Below are 23,750 nucleotides of genomic sequence, written 5' to 3'. Positions count from 1 at the left end.
AATAAGGCTTAAGGCAATTTGCTCATGGAGATGACAAGCGACAGATGAAAGCGACCGGTGCCGCAAAGTTTAAGCGTCAGGAAGATAAAGCCAGCTTTATAAGCTGGCGTTTTGCGTTGCTGTGTGGCGGTATTCTTCTGGCACTGGCCGGACTGTTATCGCGCGTTGCCTATCTCCAGGTGATCAACCCCGGCAAGCTGGTGAGAGAGGGCGATATGCGCTCTCTTCGCGTGCAAACCATTCCAACCTCGCGTGGCATGATCAGTGACCGCTCGGGCCGTCCGCTGGCGGTGAGCGTTCCTGTTAACGCTATCTGGGCCGACCCGAAAGAAGTTAACGAGCACGGCGGCATTACCGGCGACAGCCGCTGGAAAGCGCTGGCCGATGCTCTGAACACTCCCATCGACCAACTGACCTCAAAAGTGAATGCCAATCCGAGTGGCCGCTTTGTCTATCTGGCGCGCCAGGTGAATCCAGCGATTGGCGAATACATCGGCAAGCTCAAACTTCCGGGTATTTTCCTGCGCCAGGAATCCCGTCGCTACTATCCCGCCGGCCAGGTTACATCGCACGTTATTGGCGTGACTAACATTGATGGCGAAGGCATTGAGGGCGTCGAGAAAAGTTTTGATCGCTGGCTGACGGGTAAAGCGGGCGAGCGAACCGTGCGTAAAGACCGCCATGGTCGCGTGATTGAAGATATCTCTTCGGTAGACAGTCAGGCCGCGCACAACCTGATGCTCAGCATTGATGAACGTTTGCAGGCGCTGGTTTATCGTGAATTGAACAATGCCGTGGCTTTCAACAAAGCCGAATCAGGCACGGCGGTATTGGTCGATGTGCAGACCGGTGAAGTGCTGGCAATGGCCAACAGCCCGTCCTATAACCCGAATAATATGGCTGATACGCCAAAAGACACCATGCGTAACCGCGCTATTACCGACATCTTCGAGCCGGGTTCAACGGTTAAACCGATGGTGGTAATGACTGCGCTGAAACAGGGTGTCGTCAAGGAAAATAGCGTATTAAATACGATGCCATACCGCATTAATGGCCATGAAATCAAGGACGTGGCCAGATATCCGGAGCTTTCGGTTACGGGTATCCTCCAGAAGTCGAGTAACGTTGGTGTTTCCAGACTGGCGTTAGCGATGCCGTCCTCAGAGCTTGTAGACACTTACTCGCGCTTTGGGCTGGGTAAACCCACCAATTTGGGACTGGTTGGGGAAAGCAGTGGCTTATATCCAAAAAAACAACGGTGGTCTGACATAGAGAGGGCCACCTTCTCTTTCGGCTACGGGCTAATGGTGACACCTCTCCAGCTAGCGCGAGTCTATGCAACGATTGGCAGCATGGGCATTGCCCGTCCGCTGTCGATTACCAAAGTTGATCCGCCGGTTTCCGGCGAACGCGTATTTCCTGAACCTCTGGTGCGTACCGTGGTTCGAATGATGGAAAGTGTTGCCCTTCCTGGAGGCGGCGGTGTGAAAGCCGCAATCAAGGGCTATCGCATTGCCATCAAAACCGGTACTGCCAAGAAAGTCGGACCGGACGGTAAATACGTGAATAAATACATTGCTTACACGGCGGGCGTCGCGCCAGCCAGTAATCCGCGTTTTGCGCTGGTGGTAGTGATTAACGATCCTCAGGGCGGAAAATACTACGGGGGTGCGGTCTCTGCACCAGTATTCGGCGCCATTATGGGCGGCGTATTGCGCACGATGAATATCGAGCCGGATGCCTTACCGACGGACGTAGGCAATGACATAGTCAATAATCAAAAAGAGGCTTCAGGTGACAGATCGTAATTTACGCGACCTCCTGGCTCCGTGGGTGAGTGATGCCCCGCAAACGGTGCTCAAAGACATGGCTCTCGACAGTCGCATTGCGGCTGCCGGTGATCTGTTTGTCGCGATTTCAGGCCATACCAGTGATGGCCGTCACTATATTCCTCAGGCTATTGCGCAAGGTGTAAGTGCGGTAGTAGCAGAAGCGCAAGGGCAGGCCGAACACGGCTCTATCAGCGTGAAGCACGGCGTGCCCGTGATTTATCTGCAAAATTTAAACCTGCTGTTGTCCGAGATTGCCGGTCGTTTTTACCAGCAGCCGGGTGCCGCATTGCGTCTGGTCGGTGTAACCGGCACTAACGGTAAAACCACCACCACCCAGCTGTTGGCGCAGTGGTCGCAGATGCTGGGCGAAACCAGCGCGGTAATGGGAACAGTAGGCAATGGTTTACTCAATCATGTGGTTCCGGCGGAAAACACTACCGGTTCTGCAGTTCAGGTCCAGCAAATCCTGCGTGATTTAGTGCAGCAGGGCGCGACCTTCGCTGCGATGGAAGTTTCTTCACACGGCCTGGTGCAGCACCGCGTTGCCGCTTTGCCATTTGCTGCGGCTGCGTTCACTAACCTGAGCCGCGATCATCTGGATTATCACGGTGATATGCAAAACTATGAAGAAGCGAAATGGCAGCTGTTCTCGACTCATAATAGTGACCAAAAGATTATTAATGCTGATGATACCGTCGGGCAACGTTGGCTGGCACAATTGCCCGACGCCGTTGCGGTCAGCATGGAAAATAAACTGCCAGCAGGCTGGAAAGGTCGCTGGTTATCGGCCAGCAGCGTGAATTATCACGATAAAGGTGCCACCGTCGAGCTGGATTCCAGCTGGGGTAAAGGCATTCTTGAAAGCCGCCTGATGGGCGCGTTCAATGTCAGCAATCTACTGGTTGCGCTCGGTACGCTGCTGTCTCTGGGATATTCCTTTGACGAGCTACTGCAAACCGCGCCGCAGTTGCAGCCGGTTTGTGGCCGTATGGAAGTGTTCCATGCGCCAGGCCGTCCAACCGTGGTGGTCGATTATGCTCACACCCCTGACGCGTTGGAAAAAGCGCTGGCGGCGGCTCGCCTGCACTGTACCGGCCAGCTTTGGTGTGTGTTTGGTTGTGGCGGCGATCGCGACAAGGGTAAACGTCCGCTGATGGGCGGCATTGCCGAGCAGTACGCCGATCGCGTGGTCATTACCGACGACAACCCGCGCAGCGAAGATCCTCGCGCTATCATCAATGACATTCTTTCCGGCTTGCTGGATGCTGGCCGTGCGCTGGCTGTCCCTGGCAGAGCCGAAGCCGTGACCAGCGCAATAATGCAGGCGGGTGAAAACGACGTCGTGCTGATAGCCGGTAAAGGCCATGAAGACTACCAATTGGTCGGCAATCAACGATTCGATTATTCGGATCGCGTCACTGCCGCTCGTTTGCTGGGGGTGGTCGCATGATCCCGGTTTCCCTGCAAAAACTCACCGAAGTATTGGCGGCCGAGCTGATTGGCACCGACACGCAAATTGAAGCGGTCACCACCGATACGCGCCAGATTACGCCGGGCTGTCTGTTTATCGCCCTGCAAGGCGAAAAATTTGATGCCCACGACTTTGCTGCCGATGCCATTAAATCCGGGGCTGCCGCGCTGATTGTCAGCAGGCGTCTTGCTTTGGATGCCCCACAGCTAGTGGTGGCCGATACGCGCATTGCCCTGGGGAAACTCGGTGCCTGGGTTCGCCGGCAGGTGCCTGCTCGCGTGGTTGCACTGACGGGTTCTTCCGGTAAAACCTCGGTGAAAGAGATGACGGCGGCGATCCTTCGCCAATGCGGCAATGTACTCTACACCGCGGGCAACTTTAATAATGATATTGGCGTGCCGTTGACCCTGCTGCGACTGACCCCGGAATACGATTTCGCCGTGGTCGAGCTGGGGGCTAATCATCAGGGCGAAATTGCCTATACCACCGATCTTACTCGTCCGCAGACCGCGCTGGTGAATAACCTGTCTGCGGCCCATCTCGAAGGCTTTGGATCACTGGCTGGCGTGGCGAAAGCCAAGGGTGAAATTTTTGAAGGACTGCCAGCCGACGGTGTCGCAATCCTCAACGCCGACAATAATGACTGGCCTCACTGGCAGGCGCATATCGGTAATAAAACCGTGTGGCGTTTCTCTCCGGAACAGGCTGACGGTGTCGATTTCTACGCCAGCAATGTGCAGGTTGGGGCAGAAAAAACCACCTTTACGCTGCATTCTCCGGCCGGAAAAATTGATATCAGTCTGCCATTGCCAGGTCGTCACAATGTGGCGAATGCATTGGCCGCCGCGGCTCTGGCATTGTCTGTGGATGCCACGCTCGAAGCAATCCGCGAAGGTTTGGCCACGTTGCAGGCGGTGAAAGGTCGTTTGTATCCGATAGCACTGGCGGAAGGCAAAATTTTGCTCGACGACAGCTACAACGCCAATGTGGGGTCGATGACCGCCGCTGCGCAAACTCTGGCAGAAATGCCGGGTTATACCGTGATGGCGCTGGGCGACATGGCAGAGCTGGGCGATGAAAGCGAGGCTTGCCATCGTCAGGTCGGCGAAGCTATCCGCATTGCCGGTATCGATAAAGTATTAACCGTCGGTCATGACAGTCGCGCAATTAGCGATGCCAGTGGCTGCGGCGAACACCTTCAGGATAAAGCGGCTGTAACTGCCCGTTTGGCCAGCTTGTTATCTGAACACGCGGTAATTACCGTTTTAATTAAAGGTTCACGTAGTGCCGCGATGGAGCAGGTAGTACGGGCGTTACAGGAGAATGCAACATGTTAGTTTGGCTGGCCGAGCACTTGGTCAAATATTATTCCGGCTTTAACGTCTTTTCGTATCTGACGTTTCGCGCCATTGTCAGCCTGCTGACGGCTCTGTTCATTTCGCTTTGGATGGGGCCGCGTCTGATTACCTATTTGCAAAAATTGCAGATAGGCCAGGTCGTGCGTCATGACGGCCCGGAGTCACATTTTAGTAAGCGCGGCACGCCTACCATGGGTGGAGTGCTGATCCTGTTCTCAATTACCGTTTCGGTGCTGATGTGGGCTTATCCATCAAACCCTTACGTCTGGTGCGTGCTGTTCGTGCTGGTAGGTTACGGCGTGGTTGGCTTTGTCGATGACTATCGCAAAGTGGTGCGCAAAGATACCAAAGGCCTGATTGCTCGCTGGAAATACTTCTGGCAGTCGGTGATTGCCCTGGTGGTTGCCTTCGTGATGTACACCGTGGGCAAAGACACGCCAGCCACTGAGCTGGTGGTGCCGTTCTTCAAAGACATCATGCCGCAGCTGGGACTGCTGTACATCCTTTTGAGCTATTTCGTGATTGTCGGTACCAGCAACGCGGTGAACCTCACCGACGGTCTGGACGGGCTGGCGATTATGCCAACGGTGTTCGTAGCGGCTGGCTTTGCACTGGTAGCGTGGGCGACTGGCAACATGAACTTCGCCAACTATCTGCATATTCCTTATCTGCGCCATGCGGGCGAGCTGGTCATTGTCTGTACGGCAATTGTCGGTGCAGGCCTCGGGTTCTTGTGGTTTAACACCTATCCGGCGCAGGTATTCATGGGTGACGTCGGTTCTCTGGCGCTGGGCGGAGCTCTGGGCACCATCGCCGTACTGTTGCGTCAGGAGTTCTTGTTACTGATTATGGGCGGCGTGTTCGTGGTTGAAACGCTGTCGGTTATTTTGCAGGTAGGGTCCTTTAAGCTGCGCGGCCAGCGTATTTTCCGTATGGCGCCAATTCATCACCACTATGAGCTTAAAGGCTGGCCGGAACCTCGCGTGATTGTGCGTTTCTGGATTATTTCGCTGATGCTGGTGCTGATTGGCCTGGCGACGCTGAAGGTGCGCTAATTATGACTGACTATCAGGGTAAAAAAGTGGTCATCATCGGGCTGGGGCTTACCGGCCTTTCCTGTGTTGATTTCTTTGTATCACGGGGCGTTACGCCGCGTGTTATCGATACCCGTGTCAGTCCGCCGGGACTCGACAAGCTGTCGGCCAATATCGAGCGCCATTTAGGCTCTTTGAATGAAGACTGGCTGATGGAGGCGGATTTGATCGTCGCGAGTCCGGGTATGGCGCTTGCCACGCCTGCTCTGAGCGCAGCGTCCGAAGCCGGTGTGGAAATTGTCGGCGATATCGAGCTGTTCTGCCGTGAAGTGACCGTGCCGATTGTGGCGATCACGGGTTCCAACGGCAAAAGCACCGTCACCAGTCTGGTGGGGGAAATGGGCAAGGCAGCAGGATGGCAGGTCGGCGTAGGCGGCAATATTGGTTTACCGGTGCTGAGTATGCTTGGTCATGACTATCAACTGTTCGTGCTCGAGCTGTCCAGCTTCCAGCTGGAAACCACCCACAGTCTGCACGCGGCGGCAGCGACTATTTTAAATGTCACCGAAGACCACATGGACCGTTACCCGTTTGGCCTGCAGCAGTACCGCGCGGCGAAACTTAAAGTTTATGAAAACGCCAAACTGTGCGTCGTCAATGCCGATGATGCGCTGACCATGCCAATTCGCGGTGCAGATAAGCGCTGCGTGAGCTTTGGCGCTGATGTCGGTGATTATCATCTTACGCGCCAGCAAAGCGAAATTTGGCTGCGAGTGCGTGGCGAACGGATCTTTAATACCGCCGAGATGCCGCTGACGGGTCGACATAACTATACCAATGCGCTGGCAGCGCTGGCTTTGGCCGATGCGGTGGGTATTCCTCAGGCATCCAGCCTCAAGGCGTTGTCCACCTTCACCGGTCTGGCTCACCGTTTTCAGGTTGCGCTGGTACACAACGGCGTGCGCTGGATTAACGATTCAAAAGCCACCAACGTCGGCAGCACCGAGGCGGCTTTAAACGGCTTGCAGGTTGAAGGCACGCTGCATTTACTGCTGGGCGGGGACGGCAAGTCTGCGGATTTCACCCCGCTGTTGCCCTATCTGAGCGGCGACAAGATTCGCCTGTACTGCTTTGGTCATGATGGCGGCGAGCTGGCTGATTTACGTCCCGAGATATCTTCACTGTTCGAGACAATGGAGCAGGCAATGCGAGATATCGCCGGCAAAGTGCAATCCGGGGATTTGGTGTTGCTATCGCCAGCCTGTGCCAGTCTGGATCAGTTCAAAAACTTTGAACAGCGTGGCGACGTATTTACCGCTCTAGCTAAGGAGCTTGGCTGATGCGTATTCGACTTCCTGGATTTGGCCTGCTTCGAGGATTTGGCAATAAAGCCAACGACTGGGTGATGGGTGCCAAAGAGAACGAAAGCCTGACACTGGTTCTCTATGACCGCACGCTGATGTGGATGACTTTTGGGCTGGCAATTATCGGCTTCGTCATGGTGACCTCGGCCTCCATGCCAATCGGCCAGCGTCTGGCAAACGATCCGTTTATGTTTGCCAAGCGTGACGCAATCTATCTGGTGCTGGCCTTTATTATTGGGCTGATTACCCTGCGTATCCCGATGATGGTATGGCAGAAATACAGCAACGTTCTGCTGTTTGCCTCAATCATCATGCTGGTTATCGTGCTGGGCGTGGGTAGCTCGATCAACGGTGCATCGCGCTGGATATCTCTGGGGCCGTTGCGTATTCAGCCAGCCGAGTTCTCCAAGCTGTCGCTGTTTTGCTATCTCGCCAGCTATCTGGTGCGTAAGGTTGATGAGGTACGAAGCAACTTCTGGGGCTTCTGCAAACCGATGGGCGTGATGGTGGTGCTGGCAGTATTGCTGCTGTTACAGCCGGACCTCGGTACCGTAATCGTGCTGTTCGTAACCACGCTGGCGATGCTGTTTTTAGCCGGTGCCAAGCTGTGGCAGTTTCTGGCGATTATCGGTTCTGGACTGTTCGCGGTTTCACTGCTGGTTGTCACTGAACCTTATCGTATGCGCCGCGTAACATCGTTCTGGAACCCATGGGCCGATCCGTTCGGCAGCGGCTACCAGTTAACGCAGTCTTTAATGGCATTTGGTCGTGGCGAGTTTTGGGGGCAAGGCCTTGGAAACTCAGTACAAAAACTCGAATATTTGCCTGAAGCACACACCGACTTTATCTTCTCCATTTTAGGTGAAGAACTCGGCTATTTCGGTGTGGTTTTAGTGCTGTTAATGGTATTCTTCGTCGCTTTTCGCGCCATGTCCATTGGCCGTCGCGCGCTGGAGATTGACCAGCGTTTTTCCGGCTTTCTGGCCTGCTCAATCGGCGTATGGATAAGCTTCCAGGCTCTGGTAAACGTGGGTGCTGCAGCGGGGATGTTACCGACCAAAGGTCTGACATTGCCGCTGATAAGCTACGGTGGTTCAAGTTTGCTGATTATGTCGACCGCGTTAACGCTGTTGCTACGAATAGATTATGAAACGCGGATGGCGAAAGCGCAGGCGTTTGTAAGGAGTGCCCGATGAGTGGCAAGACCAAGCGTTTGATGGTGATGGCAGGCGGTACCGGTGGTCATGTTTTTCCCGGACTGGCAGTGGCTCATCATTTAATAGCGCAAGGCTGGGAAGTTCGCTGGTTAGGCACTGCCGACCGCATGGAAGCTGACCTAGTTCCAAAACACGGAATTGAAATAGATTTCATTAAAATTGCCGGATTGCGTGGGAAAGGTCTGAAAGCGCAACTTACGGCCCCGATTCGCATATATCATGCGTGGCGGCAGGCGAAGGCTATCATGCGTCGCTTCAAGCCTGATGTGGTACTGGGGATGGGCGGATATGTTTCAGGTCCTGGCGGTTTGGCCGCCTGGTCATGCGGTATTCCGGTAGTTTTACATGAACAAAATGGTATTGCCGGACTGACCAACCGCTGGCTGTCACGCATTGCCAAAACGGTATTGCAGGCGTTTCCCGGTGCGTTCCCGAACGCGGCAGTCGTGGGGAATCCGGTGCGTACCGATGTGCTGGCGTTACCGTTGCCCGATGAACGTTTTGCCGGTCGTGAAGGTCAAATCAGAATTCTAGTGGTTGGCGGCAGCCAGGGCGCGCGGGTTTTAAATCAGGCGATGCCAAAAATTGCCGCCATCCTGGGCGATCGCGTGACTATCTGGCATCAGGTCGGTAAAGGCGCGCTGGAGCAGGTAAATGAGGCGTATCAACAGGCCGGTCAAACGCAGCATAAAGTGACCGAGTTTATAGATGACATGGCGCAAGCCTACGCCTGGGCCGATGTGGTGGTGTGCCGTTCCGGTGCGTTGACCGTCAGCGAAATTGCCGCCGCAGGTTTACCGGCCATTTTTGTGCCCTTCCAGCACAAGGATCGCCAGCAGTATTGGAACGCGTTGCCGCTTGAAAAAGCCGGTGCCGCAAAGATTATCGAGCAAAAAGATTTTAACGCCGGTGCTGTTGCAGACCTTCTGGCCGGTTGGGATCGTCAGAGTCTGTTAGAGATGGCCCGTAACGCTCGCGCGGCGGCTATCCCGGATGCGACCGAACGCGTTGCCGCTGAAGTGGTAGCGGCAAGTAATAAATGAAAACAGTGAGTGACGGCAGCATGAACGCCGTCAGTCCGATTAACAAAGGTTTATGAGAAACGTGAATACACAACAATTGGCGAAACTGCGTACCTTCGTGCCCGAGATGCATCGCGTCCGGCACATACACTTTGTTGGCATCGGTGGTGCCGGCATGGGTGGTATCGCCGAAGTGTTGGCCAATGAAGGCTACCAGATTAGTGGATCAGACCTGGCTCCGAATCCGGTAACGCAGCAATTGTCCGCTCTTGGGGCAACGATTTACTTTAATCACCGTCCTGAAAACGTGCTGGATGCCAGCGTTGTGGTGGTCTCAACCGCCATTTCTGCCGACAACCCGGAGCTTATCGCAGCACGAGAAGCGCGTATTCCGGTTATTCGCCGCGCCGAGATGCTGGCCGAACTGATGCGTTTCCGTCACGGGATTGCAGTGGCTGGTACGCACGGTAAAACCACGACTACCGCGATGGTGACCAGTATTTACGCCGAGGCTGGACTGGATCCGACTTTCGTTAACGGCGGCCTGGTTAAAGCAGCAGGCACGCACGCGCGTCTTGGTTCCAGCAGATTCCTGATTGCCGAAGCAGATGAAAGCGATGCGTCTTTCCTGCATTTACAGCCGATGGTGGCAATTGTGACCAACATCGAAGCGGATCACATGGACACTTATCAGGGTGACTTTGAGATCCTCAAGCAGACATTTATTAACTTCCTGCACAATTTGCCATTCTACGGCCGTGCGGTGATGTGTATCGATGATCCGGTTATCCGCGAGTTGCTGCCGCGCGTAGGTCGCCACGTAACGACTTATGGCTTTAGCGAAGATGCCGACGTGTTTATTGAAGATTATCGTCAGGTCGGTTCTCAAGGGCACTTTACCGTGCGCCGCCAGGACAAGACCCCGATGGACGTGATGCTTAATGCACCGGGTCGTCACAATGCGCTGAACGCGGCTGCGGCGATTGCCGTGGCTACCGACGAAGATATCAGCGACGACGCGATCCTGACCGCGCTGGCTGGTTTCCAGGGTACTGGACGCCGCTTTGACTTCCTGGGCGAGTATCCGCTGGACAATGTTAACGGCAAAAGCGGCAGCGCAATGCTGGTTGATGACTACGGCCACCATCCGACCGAAGTTGACGCGACTATCAAAGCCGCGCGTGCCGGTTGGGAAGACAGACGTCTGGTGATGGTGTTCCAGCCGCACCGTTATACGCGTACTCGTGATTTATACGACGATTTCGCCAATGTGCTGTCACAGGTAGATTTGCTGGTGATGCTCGACGTTTATCCGGCAGGTGAAGCGCCAATTCCGGGCGCAGACAGCCGTTCGCTGTGTCGCACCATCCGTGCGCGCGGCAAGCTTGACCCGATTCTGGTTTCTGATATTGACGCCGTGCCGGGCATTTTGGCACCCATCCTCGACGCCAACGACCTGATCCTGGTTCAGGGTGCCGGCAATATCGGCAAGGTCGCTCGCAAACTGGCCGACCAAAAGTTGCAGGCGGCCAAGAAGGGAGATGAGCACTATGTCTAATGCCAATACTAAAGTCGCCGTGCTGTTTGGCGGTTCTTCAGCCGAACGCGAAGTTTCACTGCAGTCAGGTGCAGCAGTGCTGGCCGGCCTGCGTGAATCAGGTATTGATGCTCACGCCCTTGATACCAAAACGTTTGCCGTCACTCGTCTTAAAGATGAAGGGTACGGCAAGGTGTTTATCGCGCTGCACGGCCGCGGTGGAGAAGACGGCACGCTTCAGGGCGTTCTTGAGCATCTCGACCTGCCCTATACCGGCAGTGGCGTGATGGCTTCGGCGCTGACCATGGATAAATTTCGCACCAAGCTGGTGTGGGAAGCGCTGGGACTGCCCGTTTCACCGTTTGTCGCATTAAACAAAAAAGATCTGGCCGGGGCAGGGCAGGGCGCTTTGAGCGAGAAGATTACCGCACTGGGTCTTCCGTTGATAGTCAAGCCAAGCCGTGAAGGTTCCAGCGTTGGCATGAGTAAGGTCAATGCGCCGGAAGAATTGCTGCCTGCGCTGGAAGAAGCATTTCTTCACGACGACGACCTGCTGATCGAAAAATGGTTAAGCGGTCCTGAATATACCGTAGCGATTGTGGGCGACCAGGTGATGCCGTCTATTCGCATCCAGCCAGCTGGTATTTTTTATGATTATCAGGCGAAATATATTTCCGACGAGACGCAATATTTTTGCCCAAGCGGCCTCGATGCTCAGCAGGAACAAGAGTTGGCAGACTTGGCTTTACAGGCCTACCGCGCGCTGGATTGCAGCGGCTGGGGGCGTGTTGATGTCATGCAGGACAGCGAAGGCAACTTCAATTTGCTTGAAGTTAATACATCACCCGGCATGACCAGCCACAGTTTGGTGCCGATGGCGGCCAAACAGGCGGGACTGAGTTTCCCGCAGCTGGTAGCCCGCATTCTGGAGCTCGCTGACTGATATGTCTCAAGCTGCCCTAAATGCACGAGAGCGTGCGACGAAGGCTGATAGCCAAAGCCAAAGTCAAGGCCGCCGCAGTAACGGTGGACAGCTGGCGGGAATGTTCTTCCTGCTGCTGGTATTGGCAACTATCGGCTGGAGTGCCTGGGCGGTGCTGAGCTGGATGGACGATGCCAAGCGTCTTCCGCTGTCTGAACTGGTAGTGACTGGCGATCGCCATTACACCACCAACGACGATATCCGGCAGTCTATATTGTCGCTGGGCGAGCCTGGCACCTTTATGACTCAGGACGTAAACATTATTCAGCAGCAGATAGAACGTCTGCCGTGGATTAAACAGGTCAGCGTGCGCAAGCAGTGGCCGAACGAATTGAAGATACATCTGGTGGAGTATGTGCCAGTGGCGCACTGGAATGATTTGCACATGGTTGATGTCGACGGCAAATCGTTCAGCATTCCGGCCGAGCGCGTAGCCAAACAGAAAATGCCGCTGTTGTATGGCCCGGAAGGCAGTGAACAGGATGTTTTGCAAGGTTATCAGACCATGAGCCAACAGCTGGCGTCAGCGTCTTCTGTAGGGAAGTTCGCGGTCAAGTCAGTCTCAATGACGGCACGTCACTCATGGCAGATTACGCTGGATGACGATATCCGCATTGATTTGGGGCGTGACGATCGCAACGGACGTTTGCAGCGTTTTATCGAGCTTTATCCTCGTCTGCAACAGCAGGCGGACGCCGATAAGAAACGCATCAGTTATGTTGATTTACGTTATGAAAGCGGTGCTGCGGTAGGTTGGGCTCCAGCGTTTATCGACCCGGCTGGCAGTGATGGACAAAAAGACGGTCAGCAAAACAACAGAAATCAGAATCAGGCACAGGCTAAACAACAATGATCAAGTCGACGGACAGAAAACTGGTAGTTGGGCTGGAGATCGGTACAGCAAAAGTCGCTGCACTGGTAGGGGAAGTTCTGCCCGATGGCATGGTCAACATTATCGGAGTGGGAAGCTGCCCGTCCAGAGGCATGGACAAGGGTGGAGTAAACGACCTCGAATCAGTCGTGAAATGCGTTCAGCGCGCGATTGATCAGGCCGAATTGATGGCAGATTGCCAAATTTCCTCTGTTTACCTTGCTTTGTCTGGTAAACATATCAGTTGTCAGAATGAAATAGGGATGGTTCCTATTTCGGAAGAGGAAGTTACGCAGGAAGATGTAGAGAACGTGGTTCATACCGCCAAATCGGTACGCGTACGCGACGAACACCGCGTTCTGCACGTTATTCCTCAGGAATACGCCATCGATTATCAGGAAGGCATCAAGAATCCGGTCGGACTTTCTGGCGTGCGCATGCAGGCTAAAGTTCATCTGATTACCTGTCATAACGACATGGCCAAAAATATCGTCAAAGCGGTTGAACGCTGTGGTCTGAAGGTTGACCAGCTGATATTTGCCGGTTTGGCTGCAAGTTATGCAGTACTGACTGAAGACGAACGTGAGCTAGGCGTTTGTGTCGTAGATATCGGCGGCGGTACCATGGATATAGCCGTTTATACTGGCGGCGCACTGCGTCATACTAAGGTTATCCCGTATGCGGGTAACGTGGTGACCAGTGATATCGCCTACGCCTTTGGTACTCCACCGACCGACGCAGAAGCGATTAAAGTTCGTCACGGTTGTGCGCTGGGTTCGATTGTTGGCAAAGACGAAAACGTCGAAGTGCCAAGCGTAGGTGGACGCCCACCGCGCAGCCTGCAGCGTCAGACCCTCGCAGAGGTAATCGAACCGCGTTACACGGAGTTGTTGAATCTGGTCAATGACGAGATTCTGCAATTGCAGGAACAGTTACGCCAACAGGGCGTAAAACACCATCTGGCCGCCGGTATTGTATTAACCGGTGGTGCAGCACAAATCGATGGTCTGGCAGCTTGTGCACAAAGGGTATTCCATACCCAGGTGCGAATTGGTCAACCTTTGAACATTACCGGGCTGACAGACTATGCGCAGGAACCTTACTACTCAACCGCTGTAGGGCTACTGCACTATGGTAAAGAGTCTCACCTCAGCGGTGAGGCAGAAGTGGAAAAACGCGCCTCAGTGGGCAATTGGTTCAAAAGAATCAACAGTTGGCTGAGAAAAGAGTTTTAATGTTTCAACAACGGGATCATAGTGAAGTGTATTGGTGATCCCGAAGCGACAGGCACAAAACGGAGAGAAACTATGTTTGAACCTATGGAACTGACCAACGACGCGGTGATTAAAGTCATCGGCGTCGGCGGTGGCGGTGGCAACGCTGTCGAGCACATGGTGCGTGAGCGCATCGAAGGTGTTGAATTCTTTGCCGTTAATACCGACGCTCAGGCGTTGCGTAAGACGGCAGTAGGCCAGACAATCCAGATTGGTAGCGGTATTACCAAAGGTCTGGGTGCTGGTGCGAACCCGGAAGTGGGTCGCAATTCTGCTGAAGAAGACCGTGAAGCCCTGCGAGTTGCACTCGAAGGCGCCGATATGGTGTTCATCGCGGCAGGTATGGGTGGCGGTACCGGTACTGGTGCAGCGCCTGTGGTTGCTGAAGTTGCAAAAGATTTAGGTATTCTGACCGTAGCTGTAGTGACTAAGCCTTTCAACTTTGAAGGCAAGAAGCGTATGGCGTTTGCGGAGCAGGGTATTGCCGAGCTTTCAAAGCACGTTGACTCATTGATCACTATCCCGAACGACAAGTTACTTAAAGTTCTGGGTCGCGGTATTTCTCTGCTCGACGCTTTCGGTGCGGCCAACGACGTGCTTAAAGGCGCAGTTCAGGGTATTGCCGAGCTGATCACCCGTCCAGGCCTGATGAACGTCGACTTTGCCGACGTGCGCACAGTGATGTCCGAAATGGGCTACGCGATGATGGGTTCTGGTGTGGCCTGTGGTGAAGATCGCGCTGAAGAAGCCGCCGAAATGGCGATCTCCAGCCCGCTGCTGGAAGATATCGACCTGTCTGGCGCGCGCGGCGTGCTGGTCAACATTACCGCTGGCTTCGACCTGCGTCTGGATGAGTTTGAAACCGTGGGTAACACTATCCGTGCTTTCGCCTCTGATAACGCAACGGTAGTTATCGGTACTTCCCTTGACCCGGAAATGAACGACGAATTGCGTGTTACTGTGGTAGCAACAGGTATTGGCATGGACAAACGTCCTGAAATCACTCTGGTGACCAATAAACCTGCCAGCCAGCCAGTAATGGATCACCGTTACCAGCAGCACGGCATGTCGCCGCTGCCGCAGGAAAACAAGCCAGCTGCCAAAGTGGTTAACGATCCAGGTACGCAATCAAACAAAGAGCCAGACTATCTGGACATTCCGGCGTTCCTGCGCAAGCAGGCGGACTAAGTTAAACGAATTGTCCTAAAGTTGGGATCTCCGCTCTTTGTGCTATACTGTCTCGCCGGTCTTAAGGTAAACTTAAGCCGGTTGGATGGATAACATTGCGAGATAAAAACGATGATCAAACAACGTACATTAAAACGTATCGTTCAGGCGACGGGTGTCGGTTTACATACCGGTAAGAAAGTGACCCTGACCTTGCGACCAGCGCCGGCTAACACCGGGGTCATCTATCGTCGCACTGACTTGAATCCACCGGTTGATTTTCCGGCAGATGCAAAATCCGTGCGTGATACCATGCTCTGTACTTGCCTGGTTAATGAGCATGACGTGCGTATTTCTACGGTTGAACACCTTAATGCGGCACTTGCAGGTCTTGGCATCGATAATATTATTATCGAAGTTAATGCGCCTGAGATTCCGATTATGGATGGCAGCGCCGCGCCTTTCGTCTATCTGTTGATGGACGCAGGCATCGAGCTCCTGAATAGCGCGAAGAAATTCCTGCGCATCAAAGAAACCGTGCGTGTTGAAGATGGCGATAAGTGGGCCGAAATGAGACCTTACAACGGTTTCCATTTGGACTGGACTATCGACTTCAACCACCCGGCTATCGAAGGTGACGCCAAGCGTTTTCAGTTAGAGTTCTCGGCAGAGTCCTTTGTTCGCCAGATCAGCAGAGCCCGAACCTTCGGATTTGTACGTGATATCGAGTATTTGCAGTCACGTGGATTGTGCCTGGGTGGCAGCTTTGATTGCGCGATTGTTGTTGATGATTACCGCGTGCTTAACGAAGACGGTCTGCGTTTTGAAGATGAATTCGTTCGTCACAAAATGCTGGACGGCATCGGTGACTTGTTCATGTGCGGCCACAATATTATTGGTGCAGTTTGTACCTTTAAGTCAGGCCACGCGTTGAACAATAAGTTACTGCAAGCGGTATTGGCCAAGCAGGAAGCCTGGGAATATGTAACCTTCCAGGATGAAGCTGAAGTGCCAGTGGCATTTAGAGCCCCATCTACCGTATTCGCTTAATCGGTATCGATATTACTTATTACGACTGGTTGTCTTGGCACCCTCTCCGGCCATTTCAGCCAGTCGTTCTAATGCCTTTCTAAGTTTCTCAGGGCTTCGGCTCGCCAACTGTCGTAATTCTTCTGCGCTTTGTTTACTCAGTTGCCTTACTGGCGGCAAGGGTCCTTTTGATATTCCCGTTTTTTCATATTCTCGAGCAGAATTTTCATTTTTCTGTGCAATGCTTTCCACTTTCGCCATCAACGATGGATTAATCCTGATGTCGATTGAAGACAATGATGGTAGTATTTGCGCTCGAAGTGCAGAGAGAAGCGCCGGTTGTTCATAACGTAACCGCATCATCCAACTGGCATTTGCTATCTCTAGCACCAATACACCCTGGCGATAATTACCCACCCGGCACCACGGTTGCATTTGGGTCGGTAGCAGACTTTTGACAGCGCGATTGAGCTTGAGTAATGCGGCCGCACGTTGTTGAACTACGCGCAGAGGGCTTTGCCCGGCAGCGGTAGCGTCATCGAACAGGATATCTAATAATTGTGGGCGGCTGTTACGCATTGACGAGCTCCGGCGGATTGTAAAACTTGTGATTGGTATTCTAAATCGTTGGCGACAATTTGGCAGAAGGTATTTTTGGCCGCATCTCCTATTGGGGATGGTCGCGGCTAGCCTTGGCGTGTCGACGAATCTTTCACAAACTGAGTTGGCCAGTGTAACCAATACCTCGCCAAGTCTAAACCGTTTAAATATCGGCAACCGCGGGCTGACCAATTTGGCATGGCTGCAGGGTAATCGTCGTGCCTCGTTAGGCGTCGACTATTGGCAGCAGCATGCGCTACGCACCGTCATTCGTCATCTTTCTTTTGCACTCGCCCCACAGGTTGTTACCTATAATGTTGTGACGCACACCGCCGTTTCAGCCGATGCTGAACCGCTGCACGTGCAACAACTCGCCTTGCTGGTTACGCTTAACTCGCTGCTGACCCATGAGGCAAAACCTCCCGTTATTATCCGTGGTACTCAGCAAACGCTGCTCACGGCTTCCAATCAATACCAACCTGGATTGTGGATCGCACAAGTTCTGGGTACGCGCGCCGGTCCAAAACTCTCTCTTGTTTGATTGTCATTCCTGAAGTGATCTCTGCCGTTTTTTATTGCGCCAGTAAGTAAGTCATAAGCCTATTAACTGCGCCGGCAAGACCCAAAGTTTCAACATAAATAGTAGCCGCCGAGAGTGGCTTAACGAGAAATCAAGAATTATGTTCAGCAAAATTTTGACCAAAGTATTTGGTAGCCGTAACGATCGTACTCTGCGCCGTATGCGCAAAGTGGTTGACCAGGTTAACCGCCTCGAGCCTGAAATCAAGGCACTCAGCGACGAACAACTGCGTGCTAAAACTGACGAATTCCGTGCGCGTCTTGCCAAGGGCGAAGAGCTCGAATCTTTAATCCCGGAAGCTTTTGCAGTGGTTCGAGAATCGAGCGATCGTGTGTTCGGCATGCGTCACTTCGACGTGCAGCTGCTCGGTGGTATGGTACTGAACGAACGCTGTATCGCGGAAATGCGTACCGGTGAAGGTAAAACGTTGACCGCAACCCTGCCAGCTTACTTGAATGCGCTGAGCGGCAAGGGTGTTCACGTTGTTACCGTCAACGACTATCTGGCGCAACGTGACGCCGAAAATAACCGCCCGCTGTTTGAATTTCTTGGCCTGACCGTAGGTATCAACCTGCCAAACATGCCAGCACCGGCCAAGCGTGAAGCGTACGCTGCGGACATCACTTACGGCACCAACAACGAATACGGCTTTGACTATCTGCGTGATAACATGGCGTTCAGCATTGAAGAACGCGTGCAGCGTCAATTGCACTACGCGCTGGTGGATGAGGTTGACTCAATCTTAATCGATGAAGCCCGTACTCCACTGATCATCTCCGGTCCGGCCGAAGATAGCTCAGAGATGTATATTCGCGTAGACAAACTGATCCCTAAACTGATCCGTCAGGAAAAAGAAGACTCCGACTCCTTCCAGGGCGAAGGCCACTTTTCTGTGGACGAAAAAGCACGTCAAGTTCACCTGACTGAACGCGGTCTGATCCTGATTGAAGAGTTGCTGGCTGAAGCAGGCATCATGGAAGAGGGCGAGTCGCTCTATTCCCCAGGCAACATCATGCTGATGCACCATGTGACCGCCGCGCTGCGTGCCCATGTGCTGTTCACCCGTGACGTTGACTACATCGTGAAAGACGGCGAAGTCATCATTGTTGATGAACACACTGGCCGTACCATGCAGGGCCGCCGTTGGTCAGACGGCCTGCATCAGGCCGTTGAAGCCAAAGAGCACGTTGATATTCAAAACGAAAACCAGACACTGGCGTCCATCACTTTCCAGAACTACTTCCGCCTGTACGAAAAACTGGCCGGTATGACGGGTACTGCTGACACCGAAGCGTTTGAATTCAGCACCATCTACAAGCTTGATACCATCGTGGTGCCAACCAACCGCCCAATGCAGCGTAAAGATTTGCCAGACCTGGTCTACATGACCGAAATGGAAAAAATTGGCGCTATCATTGAAGACATCAAAGTTCGCAGCGCCAACGGCCAGCCAATTCTGGTCGGTACCGCGTCGATTGAGAAGTCTGAAGTGGTTTCTCACGAGCTGACCAAGGCCGGTATCGAACACAGCGTTCTAAACGCCAAGTTCCACGCTAAAGAAGCAGATATCGTTGCGCAGGCCGGTCAGCCTAGCCGCGTGACCATTGCAACCAACATGGCCGGTCGCGGTACTGATATCGTGCTGGGCGGTAGCTGGCAGGTTGAAATCGAAAATCTGGGTGAAGATGCAACGGCAGAGCAAATCGCCAGCATCAAAGAAGCCTGGAACATCCGTCACGAAGCGGTTCTGGTTTCCGGCGGTTTACACATCATTGGTACCGAGCGTCACGAATCGCGTCGTATCGATAACCAGCTGCGCGGCCGTGCGGGGCGTCAGGGTGATGCCGGTTCATCCCGCTTCTACCTGTCTATGGAAGACCAGCTGATGCGTATCTTCGCATCCGATCGCGTTGCCAACATGATGCGTAAACTGGGTATGAAACCGGGCGAAGCTATCGAGCACCCGTGGGTGACCAAGGCTATTGCCAACGCACAGCGTAAAGTTGAAAGCCGTAACTATGACATTCGTAAACAACTGCTTGAGTACGATGATGTAGCCAACGACCAGCGTCGCGCAATTTACTCGCAGCGTAACGAACTACTGGATGTTAGCGACGTGAGCGAAACCATCGCCAGCATCCGTGAAGACGTGTTCAAAAGCACTATCGACAGCTGCATTCCACCACAGTCTCTGGAAGAAATGTGGGATGTTGAAGGCCTGCAAGAGCGCCTGAAGAACGACTTCGAACTGGAGATGCCTATCAAGGAATGGCTGGATAAAGAGCCTGAACTTCATGAAGAGACTCTGCGCGAGCGTATTTTGCAAATCGCCAAAGATTCTTACTCCAGCAAAGAAGAAGTGGTTGGCATCGACATGATGCGCAACTTCGAGAAAGGTGTGATGCTACAGACCCTCGATTCCCTGTGGAAAGAGCATCTTGCAGCGATGGACTACCTGCGTCAGGGTATCCATCTGCGTGGCTATGCGCAGAAGGATCCTAAGCAAGAGTACAAGCGTGAATCCTTCGCAATGTTTGCATCAATGCTTGAATCACTGAAATATGAAGTGGTTAGCGTATTGAGCAAGGTTCAGGTGCGTATGCCTGAAGAAGTTGAGGCCATGGAAGAGCACCGCCGTGAAGAAGCCGAGCGTCTGGCACAGCAGCAACAGCTGAGCCACGTTGCCTCTCTCGAAGAGGAACTGTCGCCAACCGCAGGCAGCCCGGCGGCCGCTGATCGCAAAGTGAGCCGAAACGATCCTTGCCCATGCGGTTCAGGTAAGAAATACAAACAGTGCCACGGCCGTCTGCAGAGCTAATTGCTCTTGGCAGCAAGCAATAAATGATACACAGGGGCGGCTAATCACCGCCCTTACTTTTGAGGTGTAAACAGTGACTCTGAAACAACGGAATATCGCGGTAGGGATCATTCGCAATGCACAGAAAGAGATCTTTCTTACCCTGCGAGACCCTTCATCACACATGGCTGGATTTTGGGAATTTCCGGGCGGTAAAATCGAAAGCGGTGAAACTCCTGTTGAAGCGCTGGTCCGCGAACTACAGGAAGAAGTCGGTATCGACACCCGCCATCCGGTGCTGATTCGTACTTTGCAACACACCTTCCCAGACCGCATTGTAAATCTGCATTTCTTCATCGTAGAGCAATGGAGCGGTGAGCCCTATGGCAAAGAAGGGCAGCCAATGCGTTGGGTTGCGCAAAGTGAACTCAAAGAAAGTGACTTTCCACCGGCCAACGCCGAAATCGTAATCGCATTGCAAAAAGGCGAGATTTGAAAGGTTAATGCGCGGGTATTACGAGCATGATAATAACGTTTCACTGACGTAAAAAAGGGCCTTGCGGCCCTTTTCTATTTGATGTCGTCTTCGCTCCACTCATCGAGGTCGTTAATCTCGCCTTTGCTTGGGATGCGTTTCTCTTCATCGGCCCATTCGCCGAGATCAATCAACTGGCAGCGTTTGCAGCAGAACGGACGATAAGGACTCTTTTCGCCCCAGATAACCGATTTGCCACAGGTTGGGCAATTGACTTCAATTACGTCGTTATTCATCACCAACTCCTAACAGCAGGCAAGTTCAAAATTAAGTCTGGCCGGAACCTGGCCCTTTTCACTATCCAAAGGCAAAAAGCGGATAGCATATCGAGTCTTATGGCCTGACACCTGCGGATAAAGCTGATGCTCAAGAGAAATCTGCAGACGCAGTAAATCTGCATCCTCAGCATTATCCTGAAAGAAACCATTGAGGCTAATCTGGTTACGGAAAGGCCCAGACTGTCGAATCAGGCCAAGAATACTGGTCAGCGAACGATTCAGCGGAGCCAGCGTTTCCAGCCAGGTTTGCACATTGCCATCACGGTGTTCTTGCGGCAAATGCAGCCAGATGTGCAGCGTCGGTAAATCAAAACTGCAACAGCCGCCAGGGATACTCAGGCGCTGTTTCACCAGACTGATAAGACGGTCTTCTTTCAACGCCTGACCAATCCTCGGTGCGCTCATCAACACCGTTGCCGTCTCTTTCAGCTCGGCACGCAATTCATGAATACGAGACATCTCAACGCCTGGGACATCGGCCCATAACAGCAGTTTTTGCTGTTGGCGCTCAAGCTCTTTAAGCAGTTCAGTGCGCACTTCCCCGCGTTCCAAAACGTCAAGCAAATCAGACGCGGTACGGAAAAAGGTCAGCGCAGGGCCCATGGCACTAATCTGGGGATTAGCGTGTAACTGTTGTAAAAGAAATTCAATACGCAACCAGGTGCGCATCTTTTCATTTAAAGGATGTTCAAAGAGAACGGTAGAAACCACATCACTCATTCTTGTCAATATCCTGTCGGGTCGCTGAAGCCGCTAATTCCAGATAACGGCTATGTAATGAAGCAACACGCGGCTCGATCGTCTCGGGACCACCGTTGTTATCAATAATGTCATCCGCGCTGGCCAGCCTTTGCTGGCGCGAGGCCTGCGCGGCGATAATGCTTTCCGCCTGCTGACGGTTTACCCCATCACGGCTGATTGTTCTTGCGAGTTGAACCTCTTCGCTAACATCAACCACAAGTACGCGATTTGCCCGCCCTTGTAATCCATTTTCTACTAGCAGAGGAACGACCCAAAGCACATAGGGCGTCAAAGAGCCCTGAATCTGACGCTGTGTCTCTGCCTGTATTATAGGATGGAGGAGTTGGTTAACCCATTGTTTATCATCTGTATTACTAAAAATAATTTCGCGTAAACGTGGGCGGTTGAGTGAGCCATCAGGCTGAATAATTTGTTTACCAAATCGTTCAGCCAACGCATTCAACGCAGGGGTTTCGGGTTTGACAACTTCACGGGCAATAATATCAGCATCAACCAGCGTAACGCCCAGACGCGCAAAGGCGTTGGCAATCGTGCTTTTTCCACTGCCTATCCCGCCGGTGAGTGCAACTATGTAGCTCATGCTTTAGCTCGAATGCTTTGTGTTCATAAAGTGCGATAGCTTAAATGATAAAGGTATCGTCAGTAAGTGCAAGCCAACCTTATGGTTGATGGGGCATCGGCGTGTCCACATTCAGCCTTGAGCACAGGATATAGCCTAAAGTGAAATTGCAAACTGTGAGGTGAGAGGCAAAACGGCCTCTTGCCGTGCGCCTATTCCTGAGTATGATAAAACCACTGGAGAAGGTGCAAACTGTTACTTGCCTGCTGTTTCGTGATGCAGGCTTTTAGCCCCAACCAGGACAACCCTATGCGTATTGAAGAAGATTTAAAATTAGGTTTTAAAGACGTCCTCATTCGTCCCAAGCGCTCAACCCTCAAGAGCCGTTCAGAAGTCGAACTCAGTCGAACCTTCACATTCAAGCATTCTGGCCAGAGCTGGTCGGGAACGCCTATCATTGCCGCCAATATGGATACCGTCGGCACTTTCAGCATGGCCGAAGCGCTCGCCTCTTTTGGCTTACTCACCGCAGTGCACAAACATTACAGCGTAGAACAGTGGCAGGCCTTTATCGCTCTAAGCAGTGAGACCGTGCTGCATCATGTGATGGTCTCGACCGGGACATCGCAGGCAGATTTCACCAAATTGCAGGATATTCTGGCACTATCTCCGCTGCTGAAATTTATTTGTCTCGACGTTGCCAATGGCTATTCCGAACACTTTGTTGAATTCCTGCAGCGCGTGCGTGAGGCTTGCCCGGATAAAGTCATCTGCGCAGGCAATGTGGTCACCGGTGAGATGGTCGAAGAGCTTATCTTATCGGGTGCGGATATTGTCAAAGTCGGGATCGGACCAGGCTCGGTCTGCACTACGCGAATTAAAACTGGCGTGGGTTATCCGCAGCTTTCAGCGGTGATTGAATGTGCCGATGCGGCCCACGGCCTTGGCGGCCAAATTGTCAGCGACGGCGGCTGTGCAGTGCCCGGAGACGTAGCCAAAGCCTTTGGCGGCGGTGCTGATTTTGTCATGCTCGGCGGTATGCTGGCCGCACATGATGAATGCGAAGGCACCATCGTTGAAGAAAATGGCGATAAATTTATGCTGTTTTACGGCATGAGCTCAGAATCTGCCATGCAACGTCACGTAGGCGGTGTTGCGCAGTATCGCGCTGCCGAAGGTAAAACGGTCAAGCTGCCGCTGCGTGGACCTGTCGAAAATACCGTTCGTGATATTTTAGGCGGCCTACGTTCAGCGTGCACCTACGTTGGCGCAGAGCGGCTGAAAGAGCTGACAAAACGCACAACCTTTATCCGCGTTGCCGAGCAGGAAAATCGGCTGTTTGGACAATAATCCAAACGTCTGTGGGGCATAGTTCTCTGATTGCTGCACGCTATTTATTGAGCACTCCCCGGCCTGTTGAGAACACAATTGGCTGGGGAGAATAAGCTAAAACACCTGAGTTTTATAAACCTCTGCTAATT

20 protein-coding genes and 2 pseudogenes are annotated in these 23,750 nt (G+C 53.0%); 17 read left to right on the top strand and 5 right to left on the bottom strand.

What is annotated here, in order from left to right; genetic code table 11:
• Positions 1 to 44 precede the first annotated feature (44 nt).
• The 13 genes from AB3G37_RS21155 to lpxC all read left to right on the top strand — a co-directional run bounded on the left by AB3G37_RS21155 (position 45) and on the right by lpxC (position 16,179).
• Positions 45 to 1,808: a peptidoglycan glycosyltransferase FtsI gene (locus AB3G37_RS21155; RefSeq protein WP_009634699.1), complete on the top strand. Its 1,764-nt coding sequence runs from the start codon at positions 45 to 47 to the stop codon at positions 1,806 to 1,808.
• The gene (gene murE, locus AB3G37_RS21150; protein ID WP_369789003.1) at positions 1,795 to 3,282 is read left to right on the top strand and encodes a UDP-N-acetylmuramoyl-L-alanyl-D-glutamate--2,6-diaminopimelate ligase; all 1,488 of its coding nucleotides are present in this window, start codon (positions 1,795 to 1,797) and stop codon (positions 3,280 to 3,282) included. Before AB3G37_RS21155 ends, murE begins: the two co-directional genes overlap by 14 nt.
• Positions 3,279 to 4,640 carry a UDP-N-acetylmuramoyl-tripeptide--D-alanyl-D-alanine ligase gene (gene murF / locus AB3G37_RS21145; protein ID WP_369789002.1) on the top strand — a complete coding sequence of 454 codons (1,362 nt, stop codon included), beginning with the start codon at positions 3,279 to 3,281 and terminating at the stop codon, positions 4,638 to 4,640. The genes murE and murF overlap by 4 nt, the downstream gene beginning before the upstream one ends.
• A complete protein-coding gene (gene mraY / locus AB3G37_RS21140; protein ID WP_009634696.1) occupies positions 4,634 to 5,716 on the top strand; it encodes a phospho-N-acetylmuramoyl-pentapeptide-transferase in 1,083 nt (360 codons plus the stop codon). The genes murF and mraY overlap by 7 nt, the downstream gene beginning before the upstream one ends.
• 2 nt (positions 5,717 to 5,718) lie before the next feature.
• A complete protein-coding gene (gene murD / locus AB3G37_RS21135) occupies positions 5,719 to 7,035 on the top strand; it encodes a UDP-N-acetylmuramoyl-L-alanine--D-glutamate ligase (RefSeq protein WP_009634695.1) in 1,317 nt (438 codons plus the stop codon).
• A 65-nt stretch (positions 7,036 to 7,100) separates the two neighbouring features.
• Positions 7,101 to 8,255 carry a cell division protein FtsW gene (ftsW, locus tag AB3G37_RS21130; protein ID WP_369699975.1) on the top strand — a complete coding sequence of 385 codons (1,155 nt, stop codon included), beginning with the start codon at positions 7,101 to 7,103 and terminating at the stop codon, positions 8,253 to 8,255.
• Positions 8,252 to 9,319, top strand: coding sequence for an undecaprenyldiphospho-muramoylpentapeptide beta-N-acetylglucosaminyltransferase (gene murG, locus AB3G37_RS21125; protein WP_009634693.1), 1,068 nt, complete (start codon positions 8,252 to 8,254; stop codon positions 9,317 to 9,319). The genes ftsW and murG overlap by 4 nt, the downstream gene beginning before the upstream one ends.
• 61 nt (positions 9,320 to 9,380) lie before the next feature.
• Positions 9,381 to 10,856, top strand: coding sequence for a UDP-N-acetylmuramate--L-alanine ligase (gene murC / locus AB3G37_RS21120; protein WP_009634691.1), 1,476 nt, complete (start codon positions 9,381 to 9,383; stop codon positions 10,854 to 10,856).
• Positions 10,849 to 11,778 (top strand): D-alanine--D-alanine ligase, encoded by a 930-nt coding sequence (locus AB3G37_RS21115; protein WP_369789001.1) that lies wholly within the window; start codon positions 10,849 to 10,851, stop codon positions 11,776 to 11,778. The genes murC and AB3G37_RS21115 overlap by 8 nt, the downstream gene beginning before the upstream one ends.
• A 1-nt stretch (position 11,779) precedes the next feature.
• Entirely contained in the window at positions 11,780 to 12,670 is an 891-nt protein-coding gene (gene ftsQ, locus AB3G37_RS21110; protein WP_369789000.1) for a cell division protein FtsQ, read from the top strand.
• Complete coding sequence (ftsA, locus tag AB3G37_RS21105) at positions 12,667 to 13,923, top strand: cell division protein FtsA (RefSeq protein ID WP_009634688.1); 1,257 nt, start codon at positions 12,667 to 12,669, stop codon at positions 13,921 to 13,923. The genes ftsQ and ftsA overlap by 4 nt, the downstream gene beginning before the upstream one ends.
• Before the next feature lie 72 nt (positions 13,924 to 13,995).
• Positions 13,996 to 15,150, top strand: a complete 1,155-nt coding sequence (gene ftsZ / locus AB3G37_RS21100) for a cell division protein FtsZ (RefSeq protein ID WP_009634687.1) — start codon at positions 13,996 to 13,998, stop codon at positions 15,148 to 15,150.
• A gap of 111 nt (positions 15,151 to 15,261) precedes the next feature.
• On the top strand, positions 15,262 to 16,179 hold the full coding sequence (gene lpxC / locus AB3G37_RS21095; RefSeq protein WP_009634686.1) for a UDP-3-O-acyl-N-acetylglucosamine deacetylase: 918 nt from the start codon (positions 15,262 to 15,264) through the stop codon (positions 16,177 to 16,179).
• A 12-nt stretch (positions 16,180 to 16,191) separates the two neighbouring features.
• On the opposite strand, the pseudogene AB3G37_RS21090 reads toward lpxC, so the two are convergent.
• A pseudogene (locus AB3G37_RS21090) lies at positions 16,192 to 16,335 on the bottom strand (DUF721 domain-containing protein); the annotation flags it as partial.
• 71 nt (positions 16,336 to 16,406) lie between these two features.
• Positions 16,407 to 16,737, bottom strand: a pseudogene (locus AB3G37_RS21085) (DUF721 domain-containing protein); the annotation flags it as partial.
• A gap of 28 nt (positions 16,738 to 16,765) precedes the next feature.
• Between AB3G37_RS21085 and secM the strand changes: the two are divergent.
• The 3 genes from secM (at position 16,766) to mutT (ending at position 20,631) form a co-directional block, all read left to right on the top strand.
• Positions 16,766 to 17,299: a secA translation cis-regulator SecM gene (secM, locus tag AB3G37_RS21080; RefSeq protein WP_037377278.1), complete on the top strand. Its 534-nt coding sequence runs from the start codon at positions 16,766 to 16,768 to the stop codon at positions 17,297 to 17,299.
• Positions 17,300 to 17,438: 139 nt separating this feature from the next.
• The gene (gene secA, locus AB3G37_RS21075; RefSeq protein ID WP_009634683.1) at positions 17,439 to 20,156 is read left to right on the top strand and encodes a preprotein translocase subunit SecA; all 2,718 of its coding nucleotides are present in this window, start codon (positions 17,439 to 17,441) and stop codon (positions 20,154 to 20,156) included.
• A 79-nt stretch (positions 20,157 to 20,235) separates the two neighbouring features.
• On the top strand, positions 20,236 to 20,631 hold the full coding sequence (gene mutT, locus AB3G37_RS21070; RefSeq protein ID WP_037377308.1) for an 8-oxo-dGTP diphosphatase MutT: 396 nt from the start codon (positions 20,236 to 20,238) through the stop codon (positions 20,629 to 20,631).
• A 74-nt stretch (positions 20,632 to 20,705) separates the two neighbouring features.
• Here the strand turns inward: mutT and yacG are convergent, their stop codons facing one another.
• The 3 genes from yacG to coaE are packed head-to-tail and all read right to left on the bottom strand — an operon-like array spanning position 20,706 to position 22,290.
• The gene (gene yacG / locus AB3G37_RS21065) at positions 20,706 to 20,906 is read right to left on the bottom strand and encodes a DNA gyrase inhibitor YacG (RefSeq protein WP_009634681.1); all 201 of its coding nucleotides are present in this window, start codon (positions 20,904 to 20,906) and stop codon (positions 20,706 to 20,708) included.
• A gap of 9 nt (positions 20,907 to 20,915) precedes the next feature.
• A complete protein-coding gene (zapD, locus tag AB3G37_RS21060; protein WP_009634680.1) occupies positions 20,916 to 21,668 on the bottom strand; it encodes a cell division protein ZapD in 753 nt (250 codons plus the stop codon).
• Entirely contained in the window at positions 21,661 to 22,290 is a 630-nt protein-coding gene (gene coaE, locus AB3G37_RS21055) for a dephospho-CoA kinase (RefSeq protein WP_009634679.1), read from the bottom strand. Before coaE ends, zapD begins: the two co-directional genes overlap by 8 nt.
• A 288-nt stretch (positions 22,291 to 22,578) precedes the next feature.
• Here coaE and AB3G37_RS21050 point away from each other — a divergent pair, with 288 nt between their 5' ends.
• Positions 22,579 to 23,619, top strand: coding sequence for a GMP reductase (locus tag AB3G37_RS21050; RefSeq protein WP_369788999.1), 1,041 nt, complete (start codon positions 22,579 to 22,581; stop codon positions 23,617 to 23,619).
• Positions 23,620 to 23,750: the final 131 nt, after the last annotated feature.

It is taken from the genome of Rouxiella sp. WC2420, from assembly GCF_041200025.1.
In the GTDB taxonomy this organism is placed as follows: Bacteria; Pseudomonadota; Gammaproteobacteria; order Enterobacterales; family Enterobacteriaceae; genus Rouxiella.
Note: the sequence above shows the minus strand (reverse complement) of the source record. Positions and strands in the feature narration are given on the sequence as shown.

What these genes read in the sequence shown, in the direction of transcription:
- ftsA (WP_009634688.1), top strand. Translation starts at nt 12,667, where the DNA reads ATGATCAAGTCGACGGACAGAAAACTGGTAGTTGGGCTGGAGATCGGT.
- murG (WP_009634693.1), top strand. Translation starts at nt 8,252, where the DNA reads ATGAGTGGCAAGACCAAGCGTTTGATGGTGATGGCAGGCGGTACCGGT.
- secA (WP_009634683.1), top strand. Translation starts at nt 17,439, where the DNA reads ATGTTCAGCAAAATTTTGACCAAAGTATTTGGTAGCCGTAACGATCGT.
- AB3G37_RS21050 (WP_369788999.1), top strand. Translation starts at nt 22,579, where the DNA reads ATGCGTATTGAAGAAGATTTAAAATTAGGTTTTAAAGACGTCCTCATT.
- AB3G37_RS21155 (WP_009634699.1), top strand. Translation starts at nt 45, where the DNA reads ATGAAAGCGACCGGTGCCGCAAAGTTTAAGCGTCAGGAAGATAAAGCC.
- AB3G37_RS21115 (WP_369789001.1), top strand. Translation starts at nt 10,849, where the DNA reads ATGTCTAATGCCAATACTAAAGTCGCCGTGCTGTTTGGCGGTTCTTCA.
- yacG (WP_009634681.1), bottom strand. Translation starts at nt 20,906, where the DNA reads ATGAATAACGACGTAATTGAAGTCAATTGCCCAACCTGTGGCAAATCG.
- murD (WP_009634695.1), top strand. Translation starts at nt 5,719, where the DNA reads ATGACTGACTATCAGGGTAAAAAAGTGGTCATCATCGGGCTGGGGCTT.
- ftsW (WP_369699975.1), top strand. Translation starts at nt 7,101, where the DNA reads ATGGGTGCCAAAGAGAACGAAAGCCTGACACTGGTTCTCTATGACCGC.
- murF (WP_369789002.1), top strand. Translation starts at nt 3,279, where the DNA reads ATGATCCCGGTTTCCCTGCAAAAACTCACCGAAGTATTGGCGGCCGAG.
- coaE (WP_009634679.1), bottom strand. Translation starts at nt 22,290, where the DNA reads ATGAGCTACATAGTTGCACTCACCGGCGGGATAGGCAGTGGAAAAAGC.
- mraY (WP_009634696.1), top strand. Translation starts at nt 4,634, where the DNA reads ATGTTAGTTTGGCTGGCCGAGCACTTGGTCAAATATTATTCCGGCTTT.
- zapD (WP_009634680.1), bottom strand. Translation starts at nt 21,668, where the DNA reads ATGAGTGATGTGGTTTCTACCGTTCTCTTTGAACATCCTTTAAATGAA.
- ftsQ (WP_369789000.1), top strand. Translation starts at nt 11,780, where the DNA reads ATGTCTCAAGCTGCCCTAAATGCACGAGAGCGTGCGACGAAGGCTGAT.
- lpxC (WP_009634686.1), top strand. Translation starts at nt 15,262, where the DNA reads ATGATCAAACAACGTACATTAAAACGTATCGTTCAGGCGACGGGTGTC.
- ftsZ (WP_009634687.1), top strand. Translation starts at nt 13,996, where the DNA reads ATGTTTGAACCTATGGAACTGACCAACGACGCGGTGATTAAAGTCATC.